This window comes from Aeromicrobium erythreum, assembly GCF_001509405.1.
Lineage (GTDB): Bacteria > Actinomycetota > Actinomycetes > Propionibacteriales > Nocardioidaceae > Aeromicrobium > Aeromicrobium erythreum.
Genome location: NZ_CP011502.1, coordinates 622,648 through 647,374 on the forward strand (window position 1 = coordinate 622,648; position 24,727 = coordinate 647,374).

At 72.7% G+C, this 24,727-nt stretch carries 24 protein-coding genes; 18 read left to right on the forward strand and 6 right to left on the reverse strand.

Features of this window, described 5'->3' with window-relative positions:
- Window positions 1-13 precede the first annotated feature (13 nt).
- From Aeryth_RS03040 to Aeryth_RS03050, 3 genes are all read left to right on the forward strand, one after another.
- The gene (locus tag Aeryth_RS03040) at window positions 14-925 is read left to right on the forward strand and encodes a Ppx/GppA family phosphatase (protein WP_067854501.1); all 912 of its coding nucleotides are present in this window, start codon (window positions 14-16) and stop codon (window positions 923-925) included.
- A 2-nt stretch (window positions 926-927) separates the two neighbouring features.
- A complete protein-coding gene (locus tag Aeryth_RS03045) occupies window positions 928-1,713 on the forward strand; it encodes a sugar phosphate isomerase/epimerase family protein (protein ID WP_067854505.1) in 786 nt (261 codons plus the stop codon).
- Between the two features lie 141 nt (window positions 1,714-1,854).
- Window positions 1,855-2,502, forward strand: coding sequence for a LysE family translocator (locus tag Aeryth_RS03050; RefSeq protein ID WP_067854507.1), 648 nt, complete (start codon window positions 1,855-1,857; stop codon window positions 2,500-2,502).
- Between the two features lie 13 nt (window positions 2,503-2,515).
- On the opposite strand, the gene Aeryth_RS03055 is transcribed toward Aeryth_RS03050, so the two are convergent.
- Window positions 2,516-3,469, reverse strand: a complete 954-nt coding sequence (locus Aeryth_RS03055; RefSeq protein WP_067854510.1) for a bile acid:sodium symporter family protein — start codon at window positions 3,467-3,469, stop codon at window positions 2,516-2,518.
- A 56-nt stretch (window positions 3,470-3,525) separates the two neighbouring features.
- On the opposite strand from Aeryth_RS03055, the gene proC reads away from it, so the two are divergent.
- The 6 genes from proC (at window position 3,526) to Aeryth_RS18090 (ending at window position 8,529) form a co-directional block, all read left to right on the forward strand.
- Window positions 3,526-4,383: a pyrroline-5-carboxylate reductase gene (gene proC, locus Aeryth_RS03060; RefSeq protein WP_083516214.1), complete on the forward strand. Its 858-nt coding sequence runs from the start codon at window positions 3,526-3,528 to the stop codon at window positions 4,381-4,383.
- A 9-nt stretch (window positions 4,384-4,392) separates the two neighbouring features.
- Window positions 4,393-5,625, forward strand: a complete 1,233-nt coding sequence (locus Aeryth_RS03065) for an acetoin utilization protein AcuC (protein ID WP_083516215.1) — start codon at window positions 4,393-4,395, stop codon at window positions 5,623-5,625.
- Between the two features lie 185 nt (window positions 5,626-5,810).
- Window positions 5,811-5,996, forward strand: a complete 186-nt coding sequence (locus Aeryth_RS03070; protein ID WP_067861267.1) for a helix-turn-helix domain-containing protein — start codon at window positions 5,811-5,813, stop codon at window positions 5,994-5,996.
- A 66-nt stretch (window positions 5,997-6,062) separates the two neighbouring features.
- Window positions 6,063-6,164, forward strand: a complete 102-nt coding sequence (locus Aeryth_RS17265; protein WP_012359487.1) for a 30S ribosomal protein bS22 — start codon at window positions 6,063-6,065, stop codon at window positions 6,162-6,164.
- 5 nt (window positions 6,165-6,169) lie between these two features.
- Complete coding sequence (locus tag Aeryth_RS03075; RefSeq protein ID WP_067854513.1) at window positions 6,170-7,159, forward strand: NAD-dependent epimerase/dehydratase family protein; 990 nt, start codon at window positions 6,170-6,172, stop codon at window positions 7,157-7,159.
- Complete coding sequence (locus tag Aeryth_RS18090) at window positions 7,156-8,529, forward strand: lysophospholipid acyltransferase family protein (protein ID WP_193786276.1); 1,374 nt, start codon at window positions 7,156-7,158, stop codon at window positions 8,527-8,529. Before Aeryth_RS03075 ends, Aeryth_RS18090 begins: the two co-directional genes overlap by 4 nt.
- Before the next feature lie 71 nt (window positions 8,530-8,600).
- Here the strand turns inward: Aeryth_RS18090 and Aeryth_RS03085 are convergent, their stop codons facing one another.
- The 3 genes from Aeryth_RS03085 to Aeryth_RS03095 all read right to left on the reverse strand — a co-directional run bounded on the left by Aeryth_RS03085 (window position 8,601) and on the right by Aeryth_RS03095 (window position 11,481).
- Entirely contained in the window at window positions 8,601-9,704 is a 1,104-nt protein-coding gene (locus Aeryth_RS03085) for a DUF5667 domain-containing protein (RefSeq protein ID WP_067854516.1), read from the reverse strand.
- A 100-nt stretch (window positions 9,705-9,804) separates the two neighbouring features.
- Entirely contained in the window at window positions 9,805-10,503 is a 699-nt protein-coding gene (locus Aeryth_RS03090) for a sigma-70 family RNA polymerase sigma factor (RefSeq protein WP_067854519.1), read from the reverse strand.
- A 96-nt stretch (window positions 10,504-10,599) separates the two neighbouring features.
- Window positions 10,600-11,481, reverse strand: a complete 882-nt coding sequence (locus Aeryth_RS03095) for an HAD family hydrolase (protein ID WP_067854522.1) — start codon at window positions 11,479-11,481, stop codon at window positions 10,600-10,602.
- A 157-nt stretch (window positions 11,482-11,638) separates the two neighbouring features.
- Between Aeryth_RS03095 and Aeryth_RS03100 the strand changes: the two genes are divergently transcribed.
- The 7 genes from Aeryth_RS03100 to hemB all read left to right on the forward strand — a co-directional run bounded on the left by Aeryth_RS03100 (window position 11,639) and on the right by hemB (window position 19,454).
- Complete coding sequence (locus tag Aeryth_RS03100) at window positions 11,639-13,207, forward strand: AMP-binding protein (RefSeq protein ID WP_067854525.1); 1,569 nt, start codon at window positions 11,639-11,641, stop codon at window positions 13,205-13,207.
- A complete protein-coding gene (locus Aeryth_RS03105) occupies window positions 13,204-13,542 on the forward strand; it encodes a glutaredoxin family protein (protein WP_083516217.1) in 339 nt (112 codons plus the stop codon). The genes Aeryth_RS03100 and Aeryth_RS03105 overlap by 4 nt, the downstream gene beginning before the upstream one ends.
- A 170-nt stretch (window positions 13,543-13,712) precedes the next feature.
- A complete protein-coding gene (locus Aeryth_RS03110) occupies window positions 13,713-14,402 on the forward strand; it encodes a redox-sensing transcriptional repressor Rex (protein ID WP_083516218.1) in 690 nt (229 codons plus the stop codon).
- Between the two features lie 100 nt (window positions 14,403-14,502).
- Complete coding sequence (locus tag Aeryth_RS03115) at window positions 14,503-15,813, forward strand: glutamyl-tRNA reductase (protein ID WP_067854528.1); 1,311 nt, start codon at window positions 14,503-14,505, stop codon at window positions 15,811-15,813.
- Window positions 15,810-16,769, forward strand: a complete 960-nt coding sequence (hemC, locus tag Aeryth_RS03120) for a hydroxymethylbilane synthase (RefSeq protein WP_067854531.1) — start codon at window positions 15,810-15,812, stop codon at window positions 16,767-16,769. The genes Aeryth_RS03115 and hemC overlap by 4 nt, the downstream gene beginning before the upstream one ends.
- On the forward strand, window positions 16,766-18,439 hold the full coding sequence (locus Aeryth_RS03125; protein ID WP_083516219.1) for a bifunctional uroporphyrinogen-III C-methyltransferase/uroporphyrinogen-III synthase: 1,674 nt from the start codon (window positions 16,766-16,768) through the stop codon (window positions 18,437-18,439). Before hemC ends, Aeryth_RS03125 begins: the two co-directional genes overlap by 4 nt.
- 1 nt (window position 18,440) lies before the next feature.
- Window positions 18,441-19,454, forward strand: coding sequence for a porphobilinogen synthase (gene hemB, locus Aeryth_RS03130; RefSeq protein ID WP_257721384.1), 1,014 nt, complete (start codon window positions 18,441-18,443; stop codon window positions 19,452-19,454).
- A gap of 422 nt (window positions 19,455-19,876) precedes the next feature.
- On the opposite strand, the gene Aeryth_RS03135 is transcribed toward hemB, so the two are convergent.
- Together Aeryth_RS03135 and Aeryth_RS18095 are read right to left on the reverse strand one after the other, a co-directional pair.
- Entirely contained in the window at window positions 19,877-20,899 is a 1,023-nt protein-coding gene (locus Aeryth_RS03135; protein WP_067854539.1) for an IS30 family transposase, read from the reverse strand.
- A 354-nt stretch (window positions 20,900-21,253) separates the two neighbouring features.
- The gene (locus tag Aeryth_RS18095; protein ID WP_067854542.1) at window positions 21,254-22,504 is read right to left on the reverse strand and encodes a lytic transglycosylase domain-containing protein; all 1,251 of its coding nucleotides are present in this window, start codon (window positions 22,502-22,504) and stop codon (window positions 21,254-21,256) included.
- Between the two features lie 212 nt (window positions 22,505-22,716).
- Between Aeryth_RS18095 and hemL the strand changes: the two genes are divergently transcribed.
- Entirely contained in the window at window positions 22,717-24,030 is a 1,314-nt protein-coding gene (hemL, locus tag Aeryth_RS03145; protein ID WP_202967702.1) for a glutamate-1-semialdehyde 2,1-aminomutase, read from the forward strand.
- 40 nt (window positions 24,031-24,070) lie between these two features.
- Window positions 24,071-24,727, forward strand: a complete 657-nt coding sequence (locus Aeryth_RS03150; protein ID WP_067854547.1) for a histidine phosphatase family protein — start codon at window positions 24,071-24,073, stop codon at window positions 24,725-24,727.

Below are 24,727 nucleotides of genomic sequence, written 5' to 3' on the forward strand. Positions count from 1 at the left end.
GGAGGATGGACGCATGCGCATGGGCGTCCTCGACATCGGGTCGAACACCGGGCACCTGCTCATCGTCGACGCGTACCGCGGCGGACCCCCGCTGCCGGCCTACTCCTTCAAGGAGCCGCTGCGTCTGGCCGAGCAGCTCGGTGACGACAACTGCGTCACCGACGACGGCGTCGCCCGCCTCGTCAAGTACGTGGGCGAGGCGAAGGCGGAGGCGCTCGAGCGCGGCTGCTCCAGCATCGTCGCCTTCGCGACGTCCGCCGTGCGCGACGCCGACAACGCCGACGCCGTCCTGGCCGCCGTCCACGCCGCCACGGGCGTCGACCTGCGGGTGCTGCCCGGCGAGGACGAGGCCCGCCTGACGTTCCTCGCGGTGCGTCGCTGGTTCGGCTGGTCCGCCGGCAGGCTCGGCGTGTTCGACATCGGCGGCGGCTCGCTCGAGCTCGCCGTGGGCGCCGACGAGGAGCCCACGGTCGCGCGATCGGTGCCCCTCGGCGCCGGACGGCTCACCCGCGACTGGCTCGACACCGGCCGCACGCACGAGGAGCTGCGGCTGCACGCACGCTCGGTCATCGCCGACGTCGCGGGCCCGCTACTGCGCGGCGGCCACTTCGACCGAGCGGTCGCCACGAGCAAGACGTTCCGCTCGCTCGCGCGCATGTGCGGCGCGGCGTCGTCGAGCGAGGGCCAGTACGTGCGCCGCGTGCTGCGCCGCTCCGACCTGCGTCCGCTGATCTCGGAGATCGTGCACCTCGACGTCGAGGAGATCGCGCAGCTGCCGGGCGTCTCCCACGACCGCGCCCACCAGATGGTCGCCGGGGCCGTGGTGGCGGAGGCGGCCATGGACCTGTTCGGCGTCGACGAGCTCGAGATCTGCCCGTGGGCGCTGCGCGAGGGCGTGCTCCTCGAGCACCTGGCGCACCTCTGAGCATGGCCGCCCCCCTCCGCGTCTCCCTCTCGACGTCCTCGGTCTACCCGGGCACGACGGCGAGCGGCTTCGAGGCGGCCTCGCGGCTCGGCTACGACGGCGTCGAGGTGATGGTCGGCATCGACGAGGTCAGCACCGACGCCGAGGCGTGCCTGGCGCTGTCGCAGTTCCACGAGGTGCCGGTCGTCTCGGTCCACGCGCCGACGCTCCTGCTCACGCAGCGGGTCTGGGGCACCGACCCCTGGGGCAAGCTGCAGCGCAGCGCCGAGATGGCGCACACGGTCGGCGCGTCGGTCGTCGTCGTGCACCCGCCGTTCCGGTGGCAGCGCGAGTACGCGAAGGGCTTCGTCGAGGGCATCGCGGAGCTCGAGGACGAGCACGGGCTGGTGTTCGCCGTCGAGAACATGTACCCCTGGCGCACCGGCAAGCGGGAGTTCCACGCCTACCTGCCCGACTGGAACCCCGTCGGCGAGGAGTACGCGCACGTCACGCTCGACCTGTCCCACAGCGCCACCGCGGCCGACGACCCCGTCGCGATGGCCCGCGAGCTGGGGGAGCGGCTCGCGCACGTGCACCTCGCCGACAGCACGGGATCGCCGAAGGACGAGCACCTGGTGCCCGGCCGGGGCACGCAGCCGTGCGCGGAGTTCCTGCACGAGGTGGCGGCCTCGTCGTTCTCGGGCGAGGTCGTGGTCGAGGTCAGCACCCGCAAGGCGGTCGACCTGCAGGAGCGCGAGGCCGACCTGCTCGAGGCGCTCGCGTTCGCCCGCGAGCACGCCGCCCGCTGACCCACGACCCCCGCCCTCACCGCCGCTGGGTGTGACGTCTGCGGGGTGGATCGGTCGATCCCACCCCCGAAACGTCACGCTCAGCGGGAGGGGGCGGAAAAAGGGGTGTGGGGTGGGCGGCCCGTCGGGCAGGATGCGGGCATGATCACCGTCGACCAGCTGCTCGCCTTCGGCGTCGCCGCGCTCGTCCTCATCGCGATCCCGGGCCCGAGCGTCGTGTTCGTCATCGGTCGCGCCCTCGCCTACGGTCGCGCGGTCGCGCTCGTGACCGTCCTCGGGAACTCGCTCGGCCTGCTCGTCATCGTGCTGCTCGTGACCGCGGGCCTGTCGGTGCTGCTGGAACGGTCGATCCTGGCGTTCACCGTCGTCAAGCTGGCCGGTGCGGCCTACCTGGTGTGGCTCGGCGTGCAGGCCGTCCGCCACCGCAAGCAGCTCTCGATGACCGACGTCGACGGCACCGCGACCCGCGCCCCGCTGTCGCTGCCGACGGCCCTGCGCCAGGGGTTCGTGGTGGGGCTCACCAACCCGAAGGCGTTCATGATCTTCGCCGCCGTGCTGCCGCAGTTCGTCGACCGCGGCGCGGGCCACGTGCCGGTGCAGATGCTGCTGCTCGGACTCGTCGCCTTCGCGATCGGCCTGGTCAGCGACGGTGTGTGGGCGGTCGTGGCCAGTGCGCTGCGCGGCTGGTTCGCCCGCTCGCCCCGCCGCGGCGAGGCCGTCGGCGCGCTGGGTGGAGCATCGATGGTCGGGCTCGGCGTCGCCCTCGCCGTGACGGGTCACCGGAAGTAGGGACCCGCTCGACCTAGGCCGCCGGCGCCGACCTCCCGAGCCGTCCGGCCAGCACCGAGCCGACCACGAGCTGCATCTGGTGGTAGATCATCAGCGGCAGCACCACGAAGGCCACGACGTCGCTCGGGAAGAGCACCGTGGCCATCGGCAGCCCGCTCGCGAGGCTCTTGTTGCTCCCGCAGAACAGGAGCGCCACCCGGTCGCCGCGGTCGAACCCGACCAGCCGGCCCCACGCGGTGCACCACGCGAGCCCCAGGGCGAGGAGGGCAGCCGCCAGCACGGCCACGACCGCGAAGTCGTGCAGGGGGACGGCCGACCAGATCCCGGCCTCGGTGCCCTCGCTGAAAGCGACGTAGACGATCAGCAGGATGGTCGAGCGGTCGAAGCGCTTCAGGCCCTTGTCGTGGCGCTCGACCCACGCCCCCACGAGCGGACGCAGCAGCTGCCCGAGCGCGAAGGGGGCCAGCAGCTGCAGCACGATGCGCAGCACCGACCCGGCGTCGACACGTGCCTCGCCGCCCATCAGGAGCGCGACGAGCAGCGGCGTCAGGAGCACGCCCAGCAGGTTCGACGTCGACGCGCTGACGACCGCCGCCGCGACGTTGCCGCCCGCGAGCCGCGTGTAGACCACGCAGCCCTGCACGGTCGACGGCACCAGGGTGAGCAGCAGCAGCCCCGCGGCGAGCTGCGGTGCGAGCCAGGAGTCCGGGAGCAGCCGCGTGCCGAGACCGAGCACCGGGAACACCACGAAGGTGATGCTGAGGATGCTCAGCTGCAGCCGCCAGTGCTTCAGGTTGCGTACCGTCTCGGCCGTCGAGAGGCGTGCGCCGTAGAGGAAGAAGAGCAGTCCGATGCCGACGGTCGAGACCGTGCGCACGACCTCGAACGTCGTGCCGGTGGCCGGCAGGAACGAGCCGAGGGCCGCGGCACCGAGCAGCAGCACGAGGAACGGGTCGATGCGGCGCACGGCCCGACGGTACGCCCGCGCCCGGCGGCGACCGCCGCGCGGCCTAGGGTGGCGCCATGAGCGGCACGACGACGGACCTCCAGACCGGCGGCCCCCACTCCGGCGGTACCGACCCCGACCGCATCGCCATCCTGGGCGGCGGGGTGATGGGCGAGACGCTGCTGTCGGCGTTCGTCGCGTCAGGCCGACGTCCCGGCGACCTCGTCGTGAGCGAGAAGGTCGAGGAGCGCGCCGCCGACCTGCGCGCCCGCTACGGCGTGCAGACCACCGACCCCGCCACGGCCGTCCAGCGCGCCGCCGTCGTGCTCGTGGTCGTCAAGCCGCAGGACGTCGCGGCGATCGTGCAGGACGTCGCCCCCCACGTCGACCCTGCGGCCACCGTGCTCTCCCTCGCGGCGGGCGTGCGCATCGCCGCCTACGAGGACGCCCTGGCCGACGGCGTCGCCGTGGTCCGCGCGATGCCGAACACTCCTGCGGTGGTCGGGGAGGGGATGTTCGGCGTCTCGCCCGGACGCGCGTGCGACGAGGAGCGCCTGGCCGCGGTCGTGGCGTTGCTGGAGACCGGTGGCCGCGTGGCGGTCGTGCCCGAGGAGCAGCAGGACGCCGTCACGGCCGTCTCCGGCTCGGGCCCGGCCTACGTGTTCTACCTGGCGGAGGCGATGATCGACGCCGGCGTCGACGCCGGGCTCGACCGCGAGACGGCGCGCACGCTGACGGAGCAGACGCTGCGCGGCGCTGCGGCGCTGCTCGCCGACTCCGACGACGAGCCCGCGGAGCTGCGGCGTCGGGTCACGTCGCCGAACGGGACGACGCACGCCGCGATCACCACCTTCGACGAGCACGGGGTCGACGAGGGCCTGCGCGCGGGCGTGCGGGCGGCGGCGCGACGCTCGGCCGAGCTGTCGGGGTCGTAGGCTTCGACCATGCCGGACCGCGCCCCGCACGGACCCGCCGACGAGGCGGAGCAGACCCCTGGCCAGGCCACAGGGGGGCCCTGCCTCGTCTTCGACGACCGTCTCACCGGCTACGACTTCGGTGCCGCGCACCCGATGGCGCCGGTGCGCGTCGACCTGACGATGGTGCTCGCGGGCGAGCTCGGCGTGCTCGACCACCTCGAGGTCGTCGGTGCCGAGCCGGCCACCGACGAGCAGCTCTGCACCGTGCACACGCCCGTCTACGTCGAGAAGGTGCGCAAGCTGTCGGTGCACCCCACCCACGCCGACCCCAGCGTCGGGCTGGGCACCGAGGACAACCCGGTCTTCGGCGGCATGCACGACGCCAGCGCGCTGATCGCCGGCGCCACGCTCGAGGCCGTGCGGCGCGTGTGGACCGGGCAGAACACGCACGCCGTCAACGTCTCGGGCGGCCTGCACCACGCGATGCCCGGCTCGGCGAGCGGCTTCTGCATCTACAACGACCTCGGCGTCGGCATCGCCTGGCTGCTGGCGCAGGGTGCGCAGAAGGTCGTCTACCTCGACGTCGACGCGCACCACGGCGACGGCGTGCAGGCGATGTTCTACGACGACCCGCGAGTGCTCACGATCTCGATCCACGAGGGCCCGCAGTCGCTGTTCCCCGGCACCGGCTGGTCGACGGAGACGGGCGCGGAGGGGGCCGAGGGCACGGCGGTCAACGTCCCGCTGCCGCCCGGCACGTCCGACGCCGGCTGGCTGCGCGCGTTCCACGCCGTCGTGCCCGACGTGATCCGCGAGTTCGGCCCGGAGATCATCATCAGCCAGCACGGCTGCGACTCCCACATGGACGACCCGCTCACCAACCTCATGCTCAGCGTCGACGGCCAGCGCGCGTCGTACCTCGCCATCCGCGACCTCGCGCGCGAGGTGTGCGGCGGCCGGTGGGTCGCCACCGGTGGCGGAGGCTACGCCGTGACCGAGGTCGTGCCGCGGGCGTGGACGCACCTGCTGGGCATCGTCGCCGACCACGACGTCGACCCGGAGGCCGCCACCTCGCAGGGCTGGCGCGACCACGTCGAGCGGCTGCGGGGCGTGCGCGCGCCGCAGCGGATGACCGACGGACGCTCGGCCTCGTTCCGCGCCTGGGAGATGGGCTACGACCCGGCCAGCTGGCTCGACCGCAACATCCTCGCGGCACGCACCGACACCTTCCCGCTGCTCGGTCTCGACCCGCACCTCTGACCATCGGGCGCACGTCCACCCGGTCCTGGACCCGGGCCGGACGTCCCGATCACACGGGTCTCGTGGAACTCGTTCCGTCTCGGCTATCCCTGGAGCCCCAGGAGGCACTACGCTGCGAGCACGAGCCGCGCCGACTCCCGGAGGGGAAGCCGGGGGTGCGCGGTGCCCTGGAAGAGGTGAGGACCATGACTGCAGGAACGACCTTCCTGACCGTCGCGGAGGTTGCTGCGCAGATGCGCGTCTCCAAGATGACCGTGTACCGGCTCGTCCACAACGGCGAGCTGGAGGCCCTGCGCGTAGGCCGGAGCTTCCGCGTGCCCGAGCAGGCGGTGCGCGAGTACCTCCAGAAGTCGTTCTACGAGGCCGGCTGAGTCGGTCCGTCCACCGTCGCGTAGGCTGGTCCTCCGCCAGTACCGCACCGAGTAGAGGTTTGTTTCGTGGGTTCAGTCATCAAGAAGCGTCGTAAGCGGATGTCGAAGAAGAAGCACCGCAAGATGCTCAAGCGCACCCGCGTCCAGCGCCGCAAGCTCGGCAAGTAGGCCCCATGGGGCGGGTCGTCCTCGTCACGGGGGTCTCCGGGACCCTCGCGTCGCGCGTCTCGCGACACCTGGCCGAGCTCGGCGCGTCCGCCGGCATCGACCGGGTGGTCGGGATCGACCTGCGTCCCCCCGTCGGTGACCTCGGCGGCGTCAAGTTCGTCCGCGCCGACATCCGCACCCCGGTGGTGGCCAAGGTCATCGCCGTCGAGGACGTCGACACCGTCGTCCACCTCGACCTCGCCCCCGCGAGCCACCGCTTCGGCGGTGGTGGCGGCGTCAAGGAGCGCAACGTCATCGGGACGATGCAGCTGCTCGCCGCGTGCCAGCGGTCCGCGACCGTCTCCAAGCTGGTCGTCGGCTCGTCCGCGGCCGTCTACGGCTCCTCCTCGCGCGACCCCGCGCTGTTCCGCGAGTCCGACTCCGCCCGCGGCGGCGTCCGCACCGGGTTCCCGAAGGACGTCGTCGAGGCCGAGTCGTACGTGCGTGGCTTCAGCCGACGTCGCCCCGAGATCCTCATCACGACGCTGCGCGCCGCGCAGACCCTGCACCCGCAGATCGAGAGCCCGTTGCACAGCTACCTGCGCAACCCGCTGCTGCCGTCGGTGCTCGGGTTCGACCCGCGCCTGCAGTTCCTGTCGCTGCACGACACCCTGGAGATCATCGCCGAGGCGGTGACGAAGGATCGTCCGGGCACCTTCAACGCGGCCGGGCCCGGTGTCCTGCTGCTGTCGCAGATCGCCCGACGCCTCGGCAAGCCCACCGTCCCGCTGCCGGCCATCGGCTTCGGTGCCGCCGCCGCACGGGTCGTGCGCAGCATGGGCGGGGAGATCTCGCCCGACCTGCACCGTCTGCTCATGCACGGTCGGGCCGTCGACATCTCCGCCCTGCGCGACATCTTCGGGTACGAGCCGACGGCCACCACCGAGGAGGTGTTCGAGGAGTTCCGGGCCGCGCAGCGACCCGGGGTCCTGGCACGTCTGGGAGGTCACGGATGAACGACGAACGTCGCACCATCGGCACCGACGGCGCCGCGGGCCGGGGCACCCGCGGGGGTTCACCGTCGTCCGGCGCGCGGTCACTCGCCGGCGGCAAGGCCGCGCCGCGCAAGCCTGTCCGAAAGGCTGCGGCGTCGGCGACGACCGAGAGCAGCACCACCAAGCCCGCCCGCACGGCCAAGCCCGAGACCCCCACCACGCCCACGGTCGAGCCGACCACACCGGCGCGCGAGAAGCCCCGCAAGACTGCGGCGAACACGACGGGGGCGAAGAAGAGCGGCGCGGGTCGCCCCAAGGCCTCGACGTCGACCGCGAGCGGCTCGCCGTCGCGGCCTCGGCGGTCGACGAGCGCCTCGGGGCCCGACGCGACACCGCACCTGCGAGCCGTCACGGAGGAGGACGCCGCCGCTGCTGCGGCGGCCGCGGCCGAGGAGGCCGCCCGCGAGACGCGCACGGCGTCGGGTCGAGCCACCCTGCCGGGCCTGCCCGTCGAGGAGGTGCTCGTGGCGGTCGTCCAGGCGGCGCAGCGGATCCTCGGCAGCGACTGGGAGCACCGGCTGGCCGTCGCGGTCGCGGCGCTGCGCAAGCGGCTCTCGGGCGACTTCGAGGTCGACGACTTCGGCTTCGACCCGCAGCTCGCCGAGGTCCTCACGGCCGCGTTCGAGCCCATCGCGGAGAAGTGGTTCCGGCTCGAGGTCCGCGGTGCGGAGAACATCCCGAGCGAGGGCGGCGCGCTGCTCGTGGCCAACCACTCCGGCACCGTGCCGATCGACGGACTGATGACGGGCTACGCGGTCAAGCGCCACGGGGGTCGCGACCTGCGTCCGCTGGGTGCCGACCTCGTGTTCGCCCTGCCGTTCGTCGGCCAGGTCGCGCGACGTGCCGGCGCCACGCTCGCCTGCACGCAGGACGCCGAGCGTCTGCTGGGCTCCGGCGAGATCGCCGGCGTGTGGCCCGAGGGCTTCAAGGGCATCGGCAAGCCCTTCGCCGAGCGGTACAAGCTGCAGCGCTTCGGCCGCGGCGGGTTCGTGTCGTCGGCGTTGCGGGCCCAGGTCCCGATCGTGCCCGTCTCGATCGTCGGCGCCGAGGAGATCTACCCGCTGGTCGGCAACGTGCCGTCGTTGGCGCGGCTCCTGGGGCTGCCGTACCTGCCCATCACGCCGTTCTTCCCGCTGCTCGGACCGCTCGGCATGATCCCGCTGCCCAGCAAGTGGATCATCGAGTTCGGCGAGCCGATCCGCACCGACGCCTACGAGCCCGACGCGGCCGACGACCCGATGCTGCTGTTCAACGTCACCGACCAGGTGCGCGAGACGATCCAGCAGACGCTCTACCAGCTGCTCGTCGAGCGAGGCAACGCCTTCTTCTGAGCAGAGCCCGTGATGCTCGGGCGGTCACGGCACACCCGTGCCGCGCCGGGCCGACGACGACGTGGCGCGTGCTACTTCTTGGGGCCGAGCAGACCGCCGAGCAGGCCGGGCACGAGGCCCTCCTGGTCGTCGTCGCCCAGCAGACCGCCCAGCAGCGGGTCGGTGACGGTGCCGAGGCCCTTGCGCGGCGTCGCGGTGGGCGACGGCGCGGGCACGGTCGGCACCTGCACGAGCGGCGGAGTGGTGGACGGGGTGATCGTCGACGGAGCGGCGGAGCCACCAGTCGTCGACGGCGACGGCGCGGCGGAGGAGCGGCCGGCCGAGGCCTCGCGTCGCGACCCCGAGCCGGAGTCGGCCGGGGCGAGCACCGAGCGGACGACGCCGACCAGCGAGCCGAGGTCGGCGGTGCCGCAGCTGGCGCAGAGCCGGCCGGCCTGTCCGGCGAGGTCGGTGACCGCAGCGGCCGCAGCGGAGAACGACTCCGACGCGTCGGCGGGCACGTCGGCGGCGATGGTCGTGAGGTCGACCGCGGACGCGGCGGCGAAGTCGTTGACGGTCTCGATGGAGGCCGTCGAGCCGTCGGTGTCGTAGGCGTCGAACAGCGAGGCCGAGCCCTGCTCGGCCTGCGTGCTGAACTCGTCGAGCAGGGCGGGCACCTGCCCGCGCGCAGCGGGCGAGCCGTCGGCGATCACGGCGCGGACCTCGCGCAGCCGCTCGGTCGCGAGCTCGAGGCGCTGGGTGCCGCGCGCCTCGTCGGAGCGGTGCAGGGCGAGCTCGACGTCCTCGACCGTCCGCTTGACCGGGTAGAGCACGTCGCCCGGGAGGGCCGAGGCGCTGCCGGCCACGAGGCCGACGACGCCGAGGGACGACACGGCTGCGACCGCTGCGGTGGCGAGCCGGCGCCGTGCACGCGACGGGGCGGCGGCCGGTGCGCCGGCAGCCGCGTCGGCGGTGCGACGGGAGGCGCCAGGAGCAGGGACGAGGACGGTCTGGCCCTCGGTCATCAGACGCTCGCGCAGCGCCGAGGCGAACTCGGGGCGGGGTGCGACGGTGGCCGACGCGCGCAGGGTCTGCGCGGTGCGGACGAGCTCGGCGACCTGGCCCGTGCCGTGCGCACCGGACTCCCACGCGTCGTGGAAGTCCTGGGCGTCGTCGCGGCCCGGTCGGCGGATCATCGCGTCGTCCTGTCTGTGGTCGTGGTGGTACGAGGTCCAACGACCATGAAGACGTGCGGGTTACGGGAACGTGACGCGGTGCGCGCGAGGAATCTCGGACTCATCGTGCGTCCTCGGGCATCTTCTTCGCGAGGTTGCGCACGGCGCGCAGCTGCAGCTGCTTGATCGCACCCTCGGTGCGCCCGAGCGCGGCGGCGGTCTGGGCGATGCTCAGGCCCTGGATGAAGCGCATGAGGACGCACTCGCGCTGCTCCGTCGGCAGCTCGGCCACGGCGGCGAACAGCATCTCGTTGGAGAGCAGCGCCATCACGTCGTCCTCGGTGCTCGGAGCGCTCTGCGGGCCCTCCGGCACGTCGTCGGAGACGATCTCCAGCCGCGCACGACCGGACTTGAAGTGGTCGACCACCAGGTTGCGGGCGATCGTCGTGAGCCAGGCGCCGAAGTCCTTGCCCTGCCAGCTGAACCGCTGGATGGCCCGCAGCCCGCGCACGAACGTCTCGCTGGTGAGGTCCTCGGCCAGGGTCTGGGAGCCGACGCGGTAGTAGATGAACCGGTAGATGCCGGTGACGTAGTGGTCGTAGAGGTGGCCGAAGGCGTCGACGTCGCCCTCGCGGGCGAGGTCGACGAGGGCGCGCAGCCGCAGGGCCTCAGGGTCGCCGTCGGGATCCACGGGGCCGCTGGAGAACGCCGCGTGCGACGCGGGTGCCGGCTCGGCCAGCGCCATGGCCAGGCGCAGGTCGTCAGGCGTCAGCAGGGCGAGCCGCAGCGCGGCGCGCAGTGCTCCCGTCCAACCCTCCATGATCCCTCCCGAAGATCTGGACGATCTTAAGCACCTGACGAGGTTCCTGTCAGGAGTTCTCAGGTAACGAGCCGGCCAACACGACGCCGGTGCAGGTCAGCGCGACCGACGCAGCGTCCGGACCGCCTGCCAGGCGGCGGCTCCCGCGACGGCCACGCCGGCGGCGCGCGTGCCGGCGAGCGCGACCTTGCGCCCGGTGCGGTAGTCGCGCACGTCCCAGCCCTGCGCCTTCGCGTGCGCGCGCAGCCGGGGGTCGGGGTTGATCGCACAGGGGTGGCCCACCAGCGAGAGCATCGGCAGGTCGTTGCTGGAGTCGGAGTAGGCGTAGCAGCGCTCGAGGTCGAGGCCCTCGCGCTCGGCGATCGCGCGCACGGCGACGGCCTTGCCCTCGCCGTGCAGCAGCTCACCGACCAGCTCGCCGGTGTAGGTGCCGTCGACGTGCTCGGCCACGGTGCCGAGGGCGCCCGTGAGGCCGAGGCGTCGGGCGATGACCGCCGCGATCTCGATGGGCGCGGCGGTCACGAGCCAGACCCGCTGCCCGGCGTCGAGGTGCTGCTGGGCCAGCGCGCGGGTGCCGGGCCAGATCTTGTGTGCCATGTGCTCGTCGAAGATCTGCTCGCCGATCTCCTCCAGCTCGGACACGTCGTGGCCCGCGATGAACGCGAGCGCCGAGGAGCGGGCCTTCGCGATGTGCTCCGGGTCCTCGACGCCGGCCAGGCGGAAGTAGACCTGCTGCCACGCGGCCTTGACGATGTCGCCCGTGGTGAAGAAGTCGCGCTGGTGCAGCCCGCGCGCGAAGTGGTAGATCGACGCGCCCTGCATGATCGTGTTGTCGACGTCGAAGAACGCCGCGGCGTCGGGGTCGGGATCGGGGGCGAGCCAGTGCTCGACCTCGCTCGCGGCCGCCGCAGCCTGGCCGGCGAGCACCGACCGCGACCGCAGGTTCGGCCCCGGCCGGGGGACCCGCTGGCTGGACATGACCCGAACCTATCGGGTTCCCCGTCCCTTCCCCGCGTTTTGCGGACCTGATGACGGAATCCGGCGCCGAAACCGGCGCAAGGTCCACGAAACGGGGGGACCGGAAGGGGGTGGGAGAGGGGCGCGGCGGGCTGGCCCTCTGTGGTTGACTCGCGTCGTGACCTCCTCGAACGTGTCCGCGCTGGTCAGCGCCGCCGCGCGACGCTCGCCCGAGGCCGTGGCCCTCGTCGAGCACCGCGGCGGACGGCAGGAGCGGACGTGGGCACAGCTCGACGCCGACGTCGACGCCGCGTCCCGCGCGCTGAGCGGCGTCGGCCTGCGCGCCGGGCACCGCGTCGCGCTCGTGATGGCCAACCGGATCGACCTCGCCGTCGCCTACTTCGGGATCCTGCGCGGCGGGATGGTCGCCGTCCCGGTCAACCCGCGCTCGACCGAGCGCGAGATCGGCCGCATGCTGGCCGACTCCGGCGCGCGGGTCGTGCTGTGCGACGAGAGCGCCGTGGAGCAGGTGCGTGCCGCGGTGGCCGACCTCGACGTCCTCGTCGTCGTCGACGGCACCTCGCCACGCGAGGGCGAGGTCGCGTTCGACCGTCTCCTGCGCGACGCCCCCGACGTGGAGCCGGCCGCGCCCCGCGACGAGGAGGCGCCGGCGGTCGTGCTCTACACGTCGGGCACGAGCGGCAAGCCGCGGGGCGCGATCCTGACGCACCGTGCCCTGCTCGCCAACATCGAGCAGACCGCAGCGGTCGAGCCGCCGATCGTCACGCCCGACGACGTCGTGCTCGGGCTGCTGCCCATGTTCCACATCTACGGGCTGAACGCCGTGCTCGGCCAAGCTGTGCGGCAGGGCGCGCGGGTCGTCATGGTCGACGGCTTCGACCCGGCCGGCCTGTTGCGCACGATCCGCGACGAGGGGGTCACGAACGTGGCCCTCGCCCCGCCGGTGGTCGCCGCGTGGGCGGGCCGCGCCGACCTGCGCGAGCACCTCGCCGGCGTCAAGCACGTGCTGAGCGGTGCCTCCACGCTCGACCCCGAGCTCGCCGCGGAGTTCGCGGCGTCGTCGGGGCACGTCGTCGAGCAGGGCTACGGGCTCACCGAGACCGCCCCCGTCATCACCGCGACGCTCGCGTCGGGCCGCCCGGACGGCGTGCCCCCGCGGCCCGGCTCCGTCGGACGTCCGCTGCCGGGCGTCGAGCTGCGCCTCGTCGACACCAGCGGGCAGGACGCCGAGCCCGGTGACCCGGCCGAGGTGTGGGTGCGCGGACGCAACCTCTTCTCCGGCTACTGGCCCGACGGGTCCGACGGTCCGCGCGACGACGGCTGGTACCCGACGGGCGACATCGGCTACCTCGACGACACCGGCGACCTCACGCTGGTCGACCGGGTCCGTGAGCTCGTGATCGTGTCGGGTTTCAACGTCTACCCGGCCGAGGTCGAGCTCGTGGTCGCCGAGCTCGACGACGTCGCCGAGGTGGCGGTCGTCGGTCTCCCGGACGAGCAGACCGGCGAGGCGGTCGTGGCGTTCGTCGTCGCCGGGGACGGTGCAGCCACGGACGGTCTCGAGGCCCGGGTGCTGGAGCACTGCTCCACGCGACTGGCCCGGTTCAAGCAGCCGCGCCAGGTCGTCGTGGTCGAGGGGCTGCCGCACTCCGCCACCGGCAAGGTCGCCAAGGGTCGGCTGCGGGCGCTGGCGCGCAGCCAGGACCTCGGCCTCCAGGCCCGATGAGCCTGTTCCGTCGCCGCGCCGGGGCGTCCGACGACGTGCCGTCGGCCCCCGGTTCCGCCGGGCACGCCCCTGCCGTGCCGCACGCTCACGACGCCCGGGTGGTCGTGTACAGCCGCGCCGGCTGCCACCTGTGCGAGGCGGCCGAGGCGGAGGTCGAGCGGGTCTGCGCCGAGCAGGGCAGCGACTGGGCACGGGTCGACGTCGACACCGACCCCGAGCTCGTGCGCCTCTTCCACGCGATGGTGCCGGTGGTGTTCGTCGACGGCCGTCAGCACGACTTCTTCCGCGTGACGCCGGGCCGGCTGGTCGCGGCACTCGACCGCCCTGCACGCTGAGCACGAGCGAGTGGGGCGACGGTGAGGAGCGGCGTCGCCCTACCACGGCCCGTGTGAGGAATCCCACCCACCCCCGTCGTCGATTTTGTTCCGTCGTTCACAAGCTCGTAAACTGATCCGTGCGCTGCCCGCCCACGTCGGGTGAATCCTTTGCGGCGCGATGGAGCACCGTGACCCTTCTGCGCGAGACCCCGACCGGGACCCCCGATCCCGCGGCGGCATCGGCGACCCGCGACGTCCCTGACGCGACGCTCGCCCGCCTGCCGCTGTACCTGCGGGTGCTGCAGACGTTCGCCGACGCGGGTGCCGCGACCTGCTCGTCGGTCGAGCTGGCCGAGGCCGCGGGCGTGAACCCCGCGAAGGTGCGCAAGGACCTCTCCCACCTCGGCTCCTACGGCACCCGCGGAGTCGGCTACGACGTCGAGTACCTGCAGTACCAGATCGCGCGGGGCCTCGGGCAGACGCAGACGTGGGACGTCGTCATCGTCGGCGCCGGCAACCTCGGCTCGGCCCTCTCGACCTACGGCGGCTTCGCGCCGCGCGGCATCCGCGTGGCGGCCGTCCTCGACACCGACCCGTCCCGCGTGGGCAGCACGGTCGGCGACGTCGAGGTGCGTCCGCTCGACGTGCTCGACGCCGTCGTCGCGGAGCACGCCATCGCGATCGCCGTGGTCGCGGTGCCCGGCGAGGCCGCGCAGGAGGTCGCCGACCGGCTCGTCGCCGCCGGTGTCACGAGCATCCTCAACTTCGCACCTGCCGTGCTGCAGGTGCCGCCCCACGTGCAGGTGCGCAAGGTCGACCTCTCGGTCGAGCTGCAGATCCTCGCGTACCACGAGCAGCGGAAGGCGGAGACGGCATGAGCGAGCGCCAGCTGGGGGCACCTCCCGCTTGCGGGGGCGCGAACGATGGGCACCTCGTGCCGGCACGTCCGTACCGTGCTCTTCCCACGGAGGTGTCGGCATGAGCGTGTTGGTGGTGGGCATGTCCCACCGGTCGGCCCCGATCGACGTGCTGGAGCGCGCGTCGCTCGACACCGACGCGGCGGTCAAGCTCGCGCACCGGGCGCTGGAGACCGCGTCGGTCACGGAGGCCGCCGTCATCTCCACGTGCAACCGGGTCGAGGTGTACGTGGAGGCCGACCGGTTCCACAACGCCCTGGAGGACGTCTCGCACCTGCTGGCTGAGCACGCGGGCCTCGGGCGCGAGGACCTCGTGTCGCACGCGTACGTGCACTACGACGACTCCGCGGTCGCGCACCTGTTCTCGGTGGCGGCGGGCATGGACTCGATGATCCTCGGCGAGAGCCAGATCTTGGGCCAGGTACGTCAGGCGCTGCACACGGGCCAGGCGGAGTCGACGGTCGGCTCGGCGCTGAACGCGCTGTTCCAGCAGGCGTTGCGGATCGGCAAGCGGGGGCACGCGGAGACCGGGATCGACCGGCTGGCGCCGTCGACGGTGACGGCCGGCCTCGACGCCGTGGGCGACGTGGTGCTCGAGCCCGACACCCGGTTCCTGGTGGCGGGTGCGGGCACGATGGCCAGCCTCGCCGTCCGCACGCTCGTGGAGCGTGGTGTCGAGCCGCGTCGGATCATGGTCGCGAACCGCACGTTCCAGCGCGCCTACGAGCTGGTCGCCACGTTCGGGGTGAGCGCCGTCCGTTGGGAGGCGCTCGACGTCGAGCTGGCGGCCGCCGACGTCGTCATCAGCTGTACCGGCGCGGCCGGGTCGGTCTTCGAGACCGACCGGGTGGCCGCTGCCCTCGCCCGCGGCGGTCGCCGGTCCGAGGAGATGGTGTTCGTCGACCTGGCGCTGCCGCGCGACGTCGCCCCTGGCGTGGGCGAGCTCGACGGGGTGACCGTCATCGACCTGGTCACGCTCGCCGCGCGCTCGGAGAACGCCGAGCTGGCCGGCGACGTGGAGCAGGTGCGGGCGATCGTCGCCGACGAGGTGCGCAGCTTCCTGGCCGCCAAGGCCCAGTCGCGCGTGACGCCGACCGTGAAGGCGCTGCGCAGCATGGCCACCGAGGTCGTGGAGGCCGAGACGGCGCGTCTGCTGGGCCGCCTCGACGGTCTCGCGCCGGAGCAGGTCGAGCAGGTCAGGATCGCGCTGAAGCGGGTCGCGGACAAGCTGATCCACGCGCCGACGGTGCGCGTGCAGCAGCTGGTCGACGGTCCGGCGGGTCTCACGTACGCCGACGCACTGTCGGACCTGTTCGCGCTCGACCCCGCCACGGTCGACGCCGTCACGCAGGTGAAGGGAGGCAAGGGATGAGCGACCGCGCCCCCCTGCGTCTCGGCACCCGTGCCAGCGCCCTCGCCACCACTCAGTCGGGGCAGGTGGCCGCCCGCATCACCGAGCTGACCGGTGTCGAGGTCCAGCTCGTGACGGTCAGCACCGAGGGCGACCGGAACCAGGCCCCCCTCACGCAGATCGGCGGCACGGGCGTGTTCGTCGCGGCCCTGCGCGAGGCGGTGCTGGAGGGTCGGGTCGACCTCGCCGTGCACTCGCTGAAGGACCTGCCGACGACGCCCGACCCGGCCCTGACCCTCGCGGCCGTCACGTCGCGGGAGGACCCCCGCGACGTGCTCGTCGCGCGCGACGGGCTCACCCTGGGCGAGCTGCCGCCCGGCTCCCGGGTGGGCACCGGCTCGCCGCGTCGCGCCGCACAGCTCAACGCGCTGGGGCTCGGCGTCGAGATCGTGCCCGTGCGCGGCAACGTCGACACCCGCATCGGCAAGGTCACGTCGGGCGAGCTCGACGGCGTCGTCCTCGCCCGCGCCGGGCTCCTGCGCCTGGGCCGGGAGGACGAGGCCACCGAGGTGCTCGACCCGATCCAGGTGCTCCCCGCGCCCGGCCAGGGCGCCCTGGCCTGCGAGTGTCGCGCCGACGACGCCGAGACCGCTACGATCCTCGCCGTGCTCGACGACCCGGACACCCGGGCCGCCGTCACCGCCGAACGTTCCCTGCTCTCCGCGCTGGAGGCAGGGTGCAGCGCACCCGTCGGTGCGCTCGCCGACGTCGTCTGGGGAGACGACGGCGACGAGCTGTGGCTGCGCGCCGTGGTCGGAGACCCCTCCGGCTCACCCACCATCCGCCTGTCCGCCTCCGGCCCGCTCAGCGAGCCGGCAGCGGTCGGCGAACGTCTCGCTGCCGAGATGCTCGCCGAAGGTGCGTCCGAGCTGATGGCCGACACCCCGTCCGGCACATCGATCGGACCCACCTCATGACCACCCGGCAGTCCAGGAAGAAGACCGACACCGTGACACCACCCACCACCGCCACCGTCGAGGCACCCGTGAAGCAGGACCCCGCGCCCAAGCGGAGCCCGAAGCCGCTGGGGCACGTCAGCTTCGTCGGCACCGGTCCGGGCGACGCCAGCCTGCTGACCGTCCGCGCGGCCGAGCTCATCGCCGAGGCCGACGTCGCCATCATCGAGCAGCCCGAGCAGGCTGCCCTCGTGCCCGAAGGCGTCGAGGTCGTGGACGGCGGCGTCGGTGAGGACGGCACCGCCCTCACCCACGCCGCGCGCGCCCGCCTCGTCGTCCGGCACGCCAAGACCGGCGCCCACGTCGTGCGTCTCGTCAGCGGCGACCCGTTCACGTACGCCACGGCGCCCGAAGAGGCCGCCGCGTGCGCGAAGGCCGGCATCGCCTTCGAGATCGTGCCCGGCGTCTCGTCCGTCACCGGCGTCCCCGCCTACGCGGGCGTGCCGCTGACCAACAAGGCGCACCGCCAGTACCGCGTGGTCAGCGTCGGCGACGCGACCATCACCTGGGCCGACCACGCCGGCACCGACACGCTCGTGCTGCTGTCGGCGGTCGCGCGCATCGGTGAGGCCGCCGCCGGCCTGATCGAGGCGGGACGCTCCCCGGAGACGCCCGTCGCCATGACCCGCGTCGGCACCACGACCGAGCAGACGACCGTCGTGTCGACGCTCGCCGACATCGCCGTCGACGCGAAGGCCGCGGCCATGACGTCGCCGGCGATCACCGTCGTCGGCGAGGTCGTCGCGATGCGTGAGGCGCTGTCGTGGTTCGAGACGAAGCCGCTGTACGGCTGGCGCGTGCTCGTGCCGCGCACGAAGGAGCAGTCGGCCGGCCTGGCCGCGCGCCTGCGCTCCTACGGCGCGGTGTCGGAGGAGGTGCCGACGATCTCCGTCGAGCCGCCCCGCAACCCCCAGCAGATGGACAAGGCCGTCCGCGGCCTCGTCGAGGGCCGCTACGAGTGGGTCGCGTTCACCAGCGCGAACGCCGTGAAGGCCGTGCGCGAGAAGTTCGAGGAGTACGGCCTCGACGCGCGCGCGTTCTCGGGCCTGAAGATCGCTGCCGTCGGCGAGAAGACCGCCGAGGCGATCAGCACGTGGGGCATCCGCGCCGACCTCGTGCCAAGCGGCGAGCAGTCGGCTCGCGGCCTGGTCGAGGAGTGGCCGCCGTTCGATGAGCTGCTCGACCCGATCAACCGGGTGTTCCTGCCGCGCGCCGACATCGCCACCGAGACGCTCGTGGCCGGTCTGCAGGAGCTCGGCTGGGAGGTCGACGACGTGACCGCCTACCGCACGGTGCGGGCGGCGCCGCCGCCGGCGCCGACGCGTGAGGCGATCAAGACCGGCAAGTTCGACGCGGTGCTGTTCACGTCGAGCTCGACGGTGCGCAACCTGGTCGGGATCGCGGGCAAGCCGCACGCGTCGACGATCATCGCGTGCATCGGCCCGGCCACGGCGCAGACGGCGGAGGAGCACGGCCTGCGGGTCGACGTCCTCGCCGAGCAGCCGTCGGCGGACGTCCTCGCGGACGCGCTCGCCGAGTTCGGTGCCGCCCGTCGCCTTGCTTTCCTGGAGGCGGGGGAGCCGGTGCTGAAGCCGTCGCAGAAGAAGCCGTCGTCGCGGCGCAAGGCCTGACGTGACGTCCCAGGACCGACCGTCGTTGGGTCGCCGGCCGCTGGGCGGACCGCCCGTCCACCGACCGCGCCGTCTCCGCACGACGCCCGCCATGCGGGCGCTCGTGCGCGAGACGCGCACGGAGCCGTCGCAGCTGGTCCTGCCGATGTTCGTGGCGGAGGGGCTCACCGAGCCCAAGCCCATCGCGAGCATGCCGGGCGTCGTGCAGCACACGCGCGCGTCGGCCCGTGAGGCGGTGCGTGAGGCGGCCGGTCTCGGCCTGGGCGGCGTCATGCTGTTCGGCGTGCCCGAGCACAAGGACGCGGTCGGCTCCGGGGCGCTCGACCCCGACGGCATCCTCAACGTCGCCCTGGCCGACGCCCGCGACGAGGTCGGCGACGACCTGCTCGTCATGGCCGACCTGTGCCTCGACGAGTTCACCGACCACGGCCACTGCGGCGTGCTCGACGACCAGGGTCGCGTCGACAACGACGCGACGCTGGAGATCTACGGTCGGATGGGTGTCGTGCAGGCCGAGTCGGGGGCCCACCTCGTCGGCCCGAGCGGCATGATGGACGGCCAGGTCGCGGTGGTGCGCGAGGCGCTCGACGACGCGGGGCACACCGACGTCGCGATCCTCGCCTACGCCGCGAAGTACGCGTCGGCGTTCTACGGACCGTTCCGCGAGGCCGTTGACTCCTCCCTGCAGGGCGACCGCAAGACCTACCAGCAGGACCCCGGCAACGCCCGCGAGGCGCTGCGCGAGACCCTGCTCGACGTCGCCGAGGGCGCCGACATCGTCATGGTGAAGCCGGCGCTCGCCTACCTCGACCTCGTCGCGTCCATCCGCGCCGCCGTCGACCTCCCCGTCGCCGCCTACACGGTGTCGGGCGAGTACGCGATGGTCGAGGCCGCGGCCGAGAAGGGGTGGATCGACCGCGAGCGCACCGTCTCGGAGACGATCACCTCCATCCGCCGCGCAGGCGCCGACATCGTCCTCACCTACTGGGCCGCGGAGATCGCCCGCCGCGCCTGAGGGCTCGGCTCGGCTCGGCTGGGGTCGACCTGCGGCTGCGTCGGTGCGGGTTCTTGCTCGACCTGCGGCTGCGTCGGTGCGGCTTCGACTCGTCCTGCGCTCCGAAAGGGCCTCGACCGGGCGGCTGGGTGCCGCACTGGTCTGGGGTCTCGGGCTGCGGGTTGCGCTCGGGGTGGACGCAAGAATCTGCGTTCGCGCCCCCTGAGCGGTGGATTCGCCACCGAGACGCCCTCATCGGTGGATCCGCCACCTTCTGAGCGCTCTACAGGTGGCAGATCCACCGCCGAGCGGGCTAGCCGTGGCAGCGATGCTTCCTTCGCGTGGACCGTGCCACGAGAAGGGAGAAGCGTTCGTCACCCCAACGCCAAGTGCACCCAAGATTCTTCATTCGCGCGTAGAAGGCCGAACGCTTCTGGTTGGGCTCAACCGGTTGTTGCAAGTAGCCCTTCGTTGAGGGTCTGGGCTGGAGTCTTCCATCCGAGGGTCTGGCGTGGGCGGGTGTTCAGGCGTAGGGCGATGGCGTCGCATTCGTCCTGGGTGACGTGGCGCAGGTCCGCACCCTTGGGCCAGTACTGGCGCAGGAGTCCGTTGGTGTTCTCGTTGCTGCCGCGCTGCCAGGGCGAGTGGGGGTCGCAGAAGTAGACGGGCATGCCGGTGGCGATGGTGAACTGGGCGTGTTGGGCCATCTCGCGGCCCTGGTCCCAGGTCAGGGACTTGCGCAGCTCCAACGGGAGCCGGGCGATGATCGCGGTCAGCTGCTCGCGGGTATCGGCCGCGGTGCGCGAGGTGTTCAACGGCGCCAGGAGTACGAACCGGGATCGGCGTTCGACCAGCGTGATGATCTGGCCCTTGCCGATCCCGCCCAGCAGCAGGTCGCCCTCCCAATGGCCGGGCACGGCCCGATCATCTGCCTCAGCCGGCCGCGCGGAGATCGAGACCATGCCCTTGAGCTTGCCGATCTTCTCGCTACGGGTCTTCGTGCCGCGCGCGACCCGACCGGTGCGTAGATGCGCCGTCAGCTCCCTGCGCAGCTCGCCACGGGTCTGCACGAACAGCGACTGGTAGATCGTCTCGTGACTCACGCGCATAGCCTCATCGTCCGGATACAGGCTCGGCAACATGGCGGCGATCTGCTGTGGTGACCAGTCAGCCTCCAACAAGCCAGCGACCACCGCAGCAAGCTCGCCCACCACCTTGCACGGCTTGGGTCGACAAGCCCGCCGCCGCGCCAACCGCTGCGCCTTGGACGCCCGATAACGGGCAGGCCGACCGATCAGCACCACACCGGCACGCGACGAACGCGGACCACCACCACGACGCACCTCACGCGAGATCGTCGCCGGCGAACGACCCAGCACCGCAGCGATCTGGCCCTGCGTCAGACCAGCCTCCAAACCACGCTCGATCACCCACCGCTCACCCTCGACCAGACGAGAACCAGGCATACCCACCTCCAGTAGTCACATCGTCTTGCAACTACCGGTTGAGACCACCCTGCGTTGACGACGGGATCCCGTAGCAAACGCAGAATCCTTCGATCTCAGCGCACGAACGCAGATTCTTGCGTCCCACGCGAGTCACAGCCCGAGAACCCAACCCAGCGCGCCCGCCAGCCGCCCGGTCGAGGCCCTTGCGGAGACCACCTCCACGACAAGCCGCGCCAGCGCAGCCCCACTCCCACGAGAAGCTGCGCCAGCGCACCCGCAGGTCGACGAGAAACGCCGCCGACGCGAGACCCCAAGAGCCCCCCGACGCAACGAACCCCCGACCGCCGGCCGGGGGTTCGTCGTCGGGGCGGGTCAGCCCTTCGTGTACTTGTCCATGCAGGCCTTGAAGCGGGCCGCGTGGGTGTCGACGGGGAGCAGGGAGACCTCGACGGCGCAGCGCAGGTTCGCCTCGGTGGCGCTGAGCAGGTCGGTCACCGGCTTCGTGATGGGCGCGAGGGGGGTGTCCTTCACGGCACCCTGCACGGCACCGCCGACGGTGGAGCCGCCACCGGACCCGCCGGTGGAGCCGCCGCCCGTGCCGCCGGAGCCGCCCGAGCCGCCGGTGGAGCCGCCGCCGGACGAACCGCCCGTGGAGCCGCCGGACCCGCCGGTGGAGCCGCCGGACGAACCGCTCGAGGACCCGCCGGAGGAGGAGCTGGTGCCGCGCGGCTTCTTCGTCGACTCCTGGACCTTCTGCTCCTGCTTGGCCGCGTCGCGACGCTGGGCGGGGGTCAGGGTCTGGTCGAACGAGCGGCTGGTCAGGACCGAGCCGGTCGACGTGCCGTTCGGGGTGGCGGTGAAGTCGCCGCTCGCGTACGCCTTGCTGATGCCGAGCACCAGGTCGACGTACTCCGAGGAGTTGTTGTACCGGCGGACCGCTGCGGCGGCGCCGTCCTGCGTCGACAGGTCGCCGCTGCCGGAGCACAGGTAGATGGCGGCCGCCGTGGCGGCATCGTTGATGTTCTGGGGATCCTTCTTGCCGTCGCCGTCGGCGTCGACGCCCACCGAGCGCCACGTGCCGGGGATGAACTGCATCGGACCGACCGCGCGGTCGTAGACCGCGTCGTCGTCGAGCCCGCCGTTGTCGGTGTCGCGGATCTCGGCGATGCCGTCGCGGCCGTCGAGCGGGATGCCGTAGATGCCCGGCTTCGCCACGCCCTTCGCGTCGAGCGCGTTGCCACCGGTACGACCGTGGTTGGACTCGACCCGGCCGATCGCGGCGACGAGGTGCCACGGGAGGTTGCAGGACGGGTCGGCCTTGCCCAGCAGCTCCTCCGCACGGCGGTACGCCGACAGCGCGGCCGTCGGGATGCCGTTGGTCGACAGCGTCGCCAGGGTGCCGCTCGCACCGGCGCGCGAGTCGACGCCTGGGGGCGCTGCCTGCACGCTCGCCGGCTGCTCGAACGCCGTGGCGGGGACGTCGGGGATGTCGTCGGCGCTCACCCGGTCGCTGGCCGTGGCCAGACCCGTGTTGCTGATCGCCGCTCCCCAGGCGACCACCAGCAGACTCATCGGCACCAGGGCGCTGGCCTTCTGCCAGCGGCTGAGCTTGCGTGCTCCCATACGTCTCGTGTCCCTCCCGCGACCGCCGTGGCGGCGGTCACAGTAACCAGATGTTACCGGCCACCACTCCCTCGTGGATGTGGCCTGCATCTCATCAACGACGGATGTGTCCCTCAGGTTACGTCCGAGTGGCTCGTCCGGCACGCCTGAGCGACGGCGTGAGCCCTCTGCCGCCGTCCCGGCGCTGGGCCCGACCCGGAACAATGGAGACCATGTCCTCCACCCCGCAGTCCCAGCAGTGGTTCGACCGCGCCGTCCAGGTGTCGCCGGGTGGCGTGAACTCCCCGGTGCGCGCCTTCCGAGCCGTCGGCGGGACCCCGCGCTTCATGACGTCGGCCCAGGGTGCCTGGCTGCACGACGCGGACGGCACGCGCTACCTCGACCTCGTCGGCTCTTGGGGACCGATGCTGCTCGGCCACGCGCACCCGGAGGTCATCGCCGCGGTCACCGAGGCAGCCAGCCGTGGCACGTCGTTCGGCACCCCGAGCCCGCCGGAGGTGGAGCTCGCCGAGGAGATCGTCGCCCGGACGCCCGTCGACCTCGTCCGCATGGTCACGTCGGGCACCGAGGCCACGATGTCGGCGATCCGCCTCGCCCGCGGGTTCACCGGTCGCACGCGGGTGGTGAAGTTCGCCGGCTGCTACCACGGTCACGTCGACTCCCTGCTCGCCGAGGCGGGGTCGGGTGTCGTCACCCTCGGCCTGCCGGGCTCACCGGGCATCCCGGCGCACGTCACCGCCGACACGATCGTCCTGCCCTACAACGACCGCGACGCCGTCACCGCGGCGTTCGCCGAGCACGGCGACGAGATCGCCTGCGTCATCACCGAGGCCGCCGCCGGCAACATGGGCGTCGTCTCCCCGCTGCCCGGCTTCAACCAGTTCTTGTCCGAGACGTGCGCCGCGCACGGGGCGCTGCTCGTCAGCGACGAGGTCATGACCGGCTTCCGCGTGACCCGCTCCGGCCACTGGGGCCTCGACGGCGCCCAGGAGGGCTGGCGTCCCGACCTCCTCACGTTCGGCAAGGTCATGGGCGGCGGGTTCCCCGCGGCCGCGTTCGGCGGGCGCGCCGACGTCATGGCCCTCCTCGCGCCGAGCGGCCCGGTGTACCAGGCGGGCACCCTCGCCGGGAACCCCGTCGCGTCCACCGCGGGGCTCACCACGCTGCGCCTCGCCGACGACGCGGCCTACGCCCGCCTCGACGACTGGTCGGCCCAGGCCCGGGCGCTCGTGTCGTCGGCGCTCGACGACGCGGGCGTGCCGCACGTCGTGCAGAACGTCGGCAGCATGTTCAGCGTCGTGTGGGGCCTGACCGAGCCCGTGCACGACTTCGCCGGCGTGCAGCGCCAGGAGACGCACCGCTACACCGCCTTCTTCCACGCCATGCTCGACGCCGGCGTGTACCTGCCGCCGAGCGCCTACGAGTCCTGGTTCGTCTCGGCGGCTCACGACGACGAGGCACTCACTAGGATGGCCGAGGCCCTGCCCGCCGCGGCGCGTGCCGCTGCAGCGGCCACCCCGGCCTGACCGAGCCCGACGGCACACCGTCCACCGCGAGGAAACCCCCATGAGCGAACGCACCATCGTCCACCTGATGCGCCACGGCGAGGTGCACAACCCGCAGGGCGTCCTCTACGGACGGCTCCCGGAGTTCTACCTGTCCGACCTCGGGCACCAGATGGCCGAGCGCGCCGCCGACCACCTGTCGACGAACGAGATCGTGCACCTCGTCTCCTCCCCGCTCGAGCGCGCCCAGCAGACCGTGGCCCCGCTGGCCAAGCTGCTCGAGGCGCCGGTCACGACCGACGACCGCGTCATCGAGGCCGACAACCTCTTCGAGGGTCGCACGGTCGGTGCCGAGCCGAAGGCGCTCCTGCACCCCAAGAACTGGTGGCTGCTGCGCAACCCGTTCCGCCCGTCGTGGGGCGAGCCGTACCGCGAGATCGCCGCGCGCATGCAGGCTGCCGTCGCCGACGCCCGCGACGCCGCCCGCGGGCACGAGGCCGTCATCGTGTCCCACCAGCTCCCCGTGTGGATCGCGCGCCAGGCCTACGAGAAGAAGTCGTTCGTGCACGACCCGCGCACCCGCCAGTGCTCGCTCGCCAGCCTGACCAGCCTGACCTTCGACGGCGACCGCTACGTCGGCTTCACGTACGCCGAGCCGGCCGGCGACCTCCTGCCCGACGCCCTGAAGGCCGGCAAGAAGTTCGTCGGGGGCGCCTGA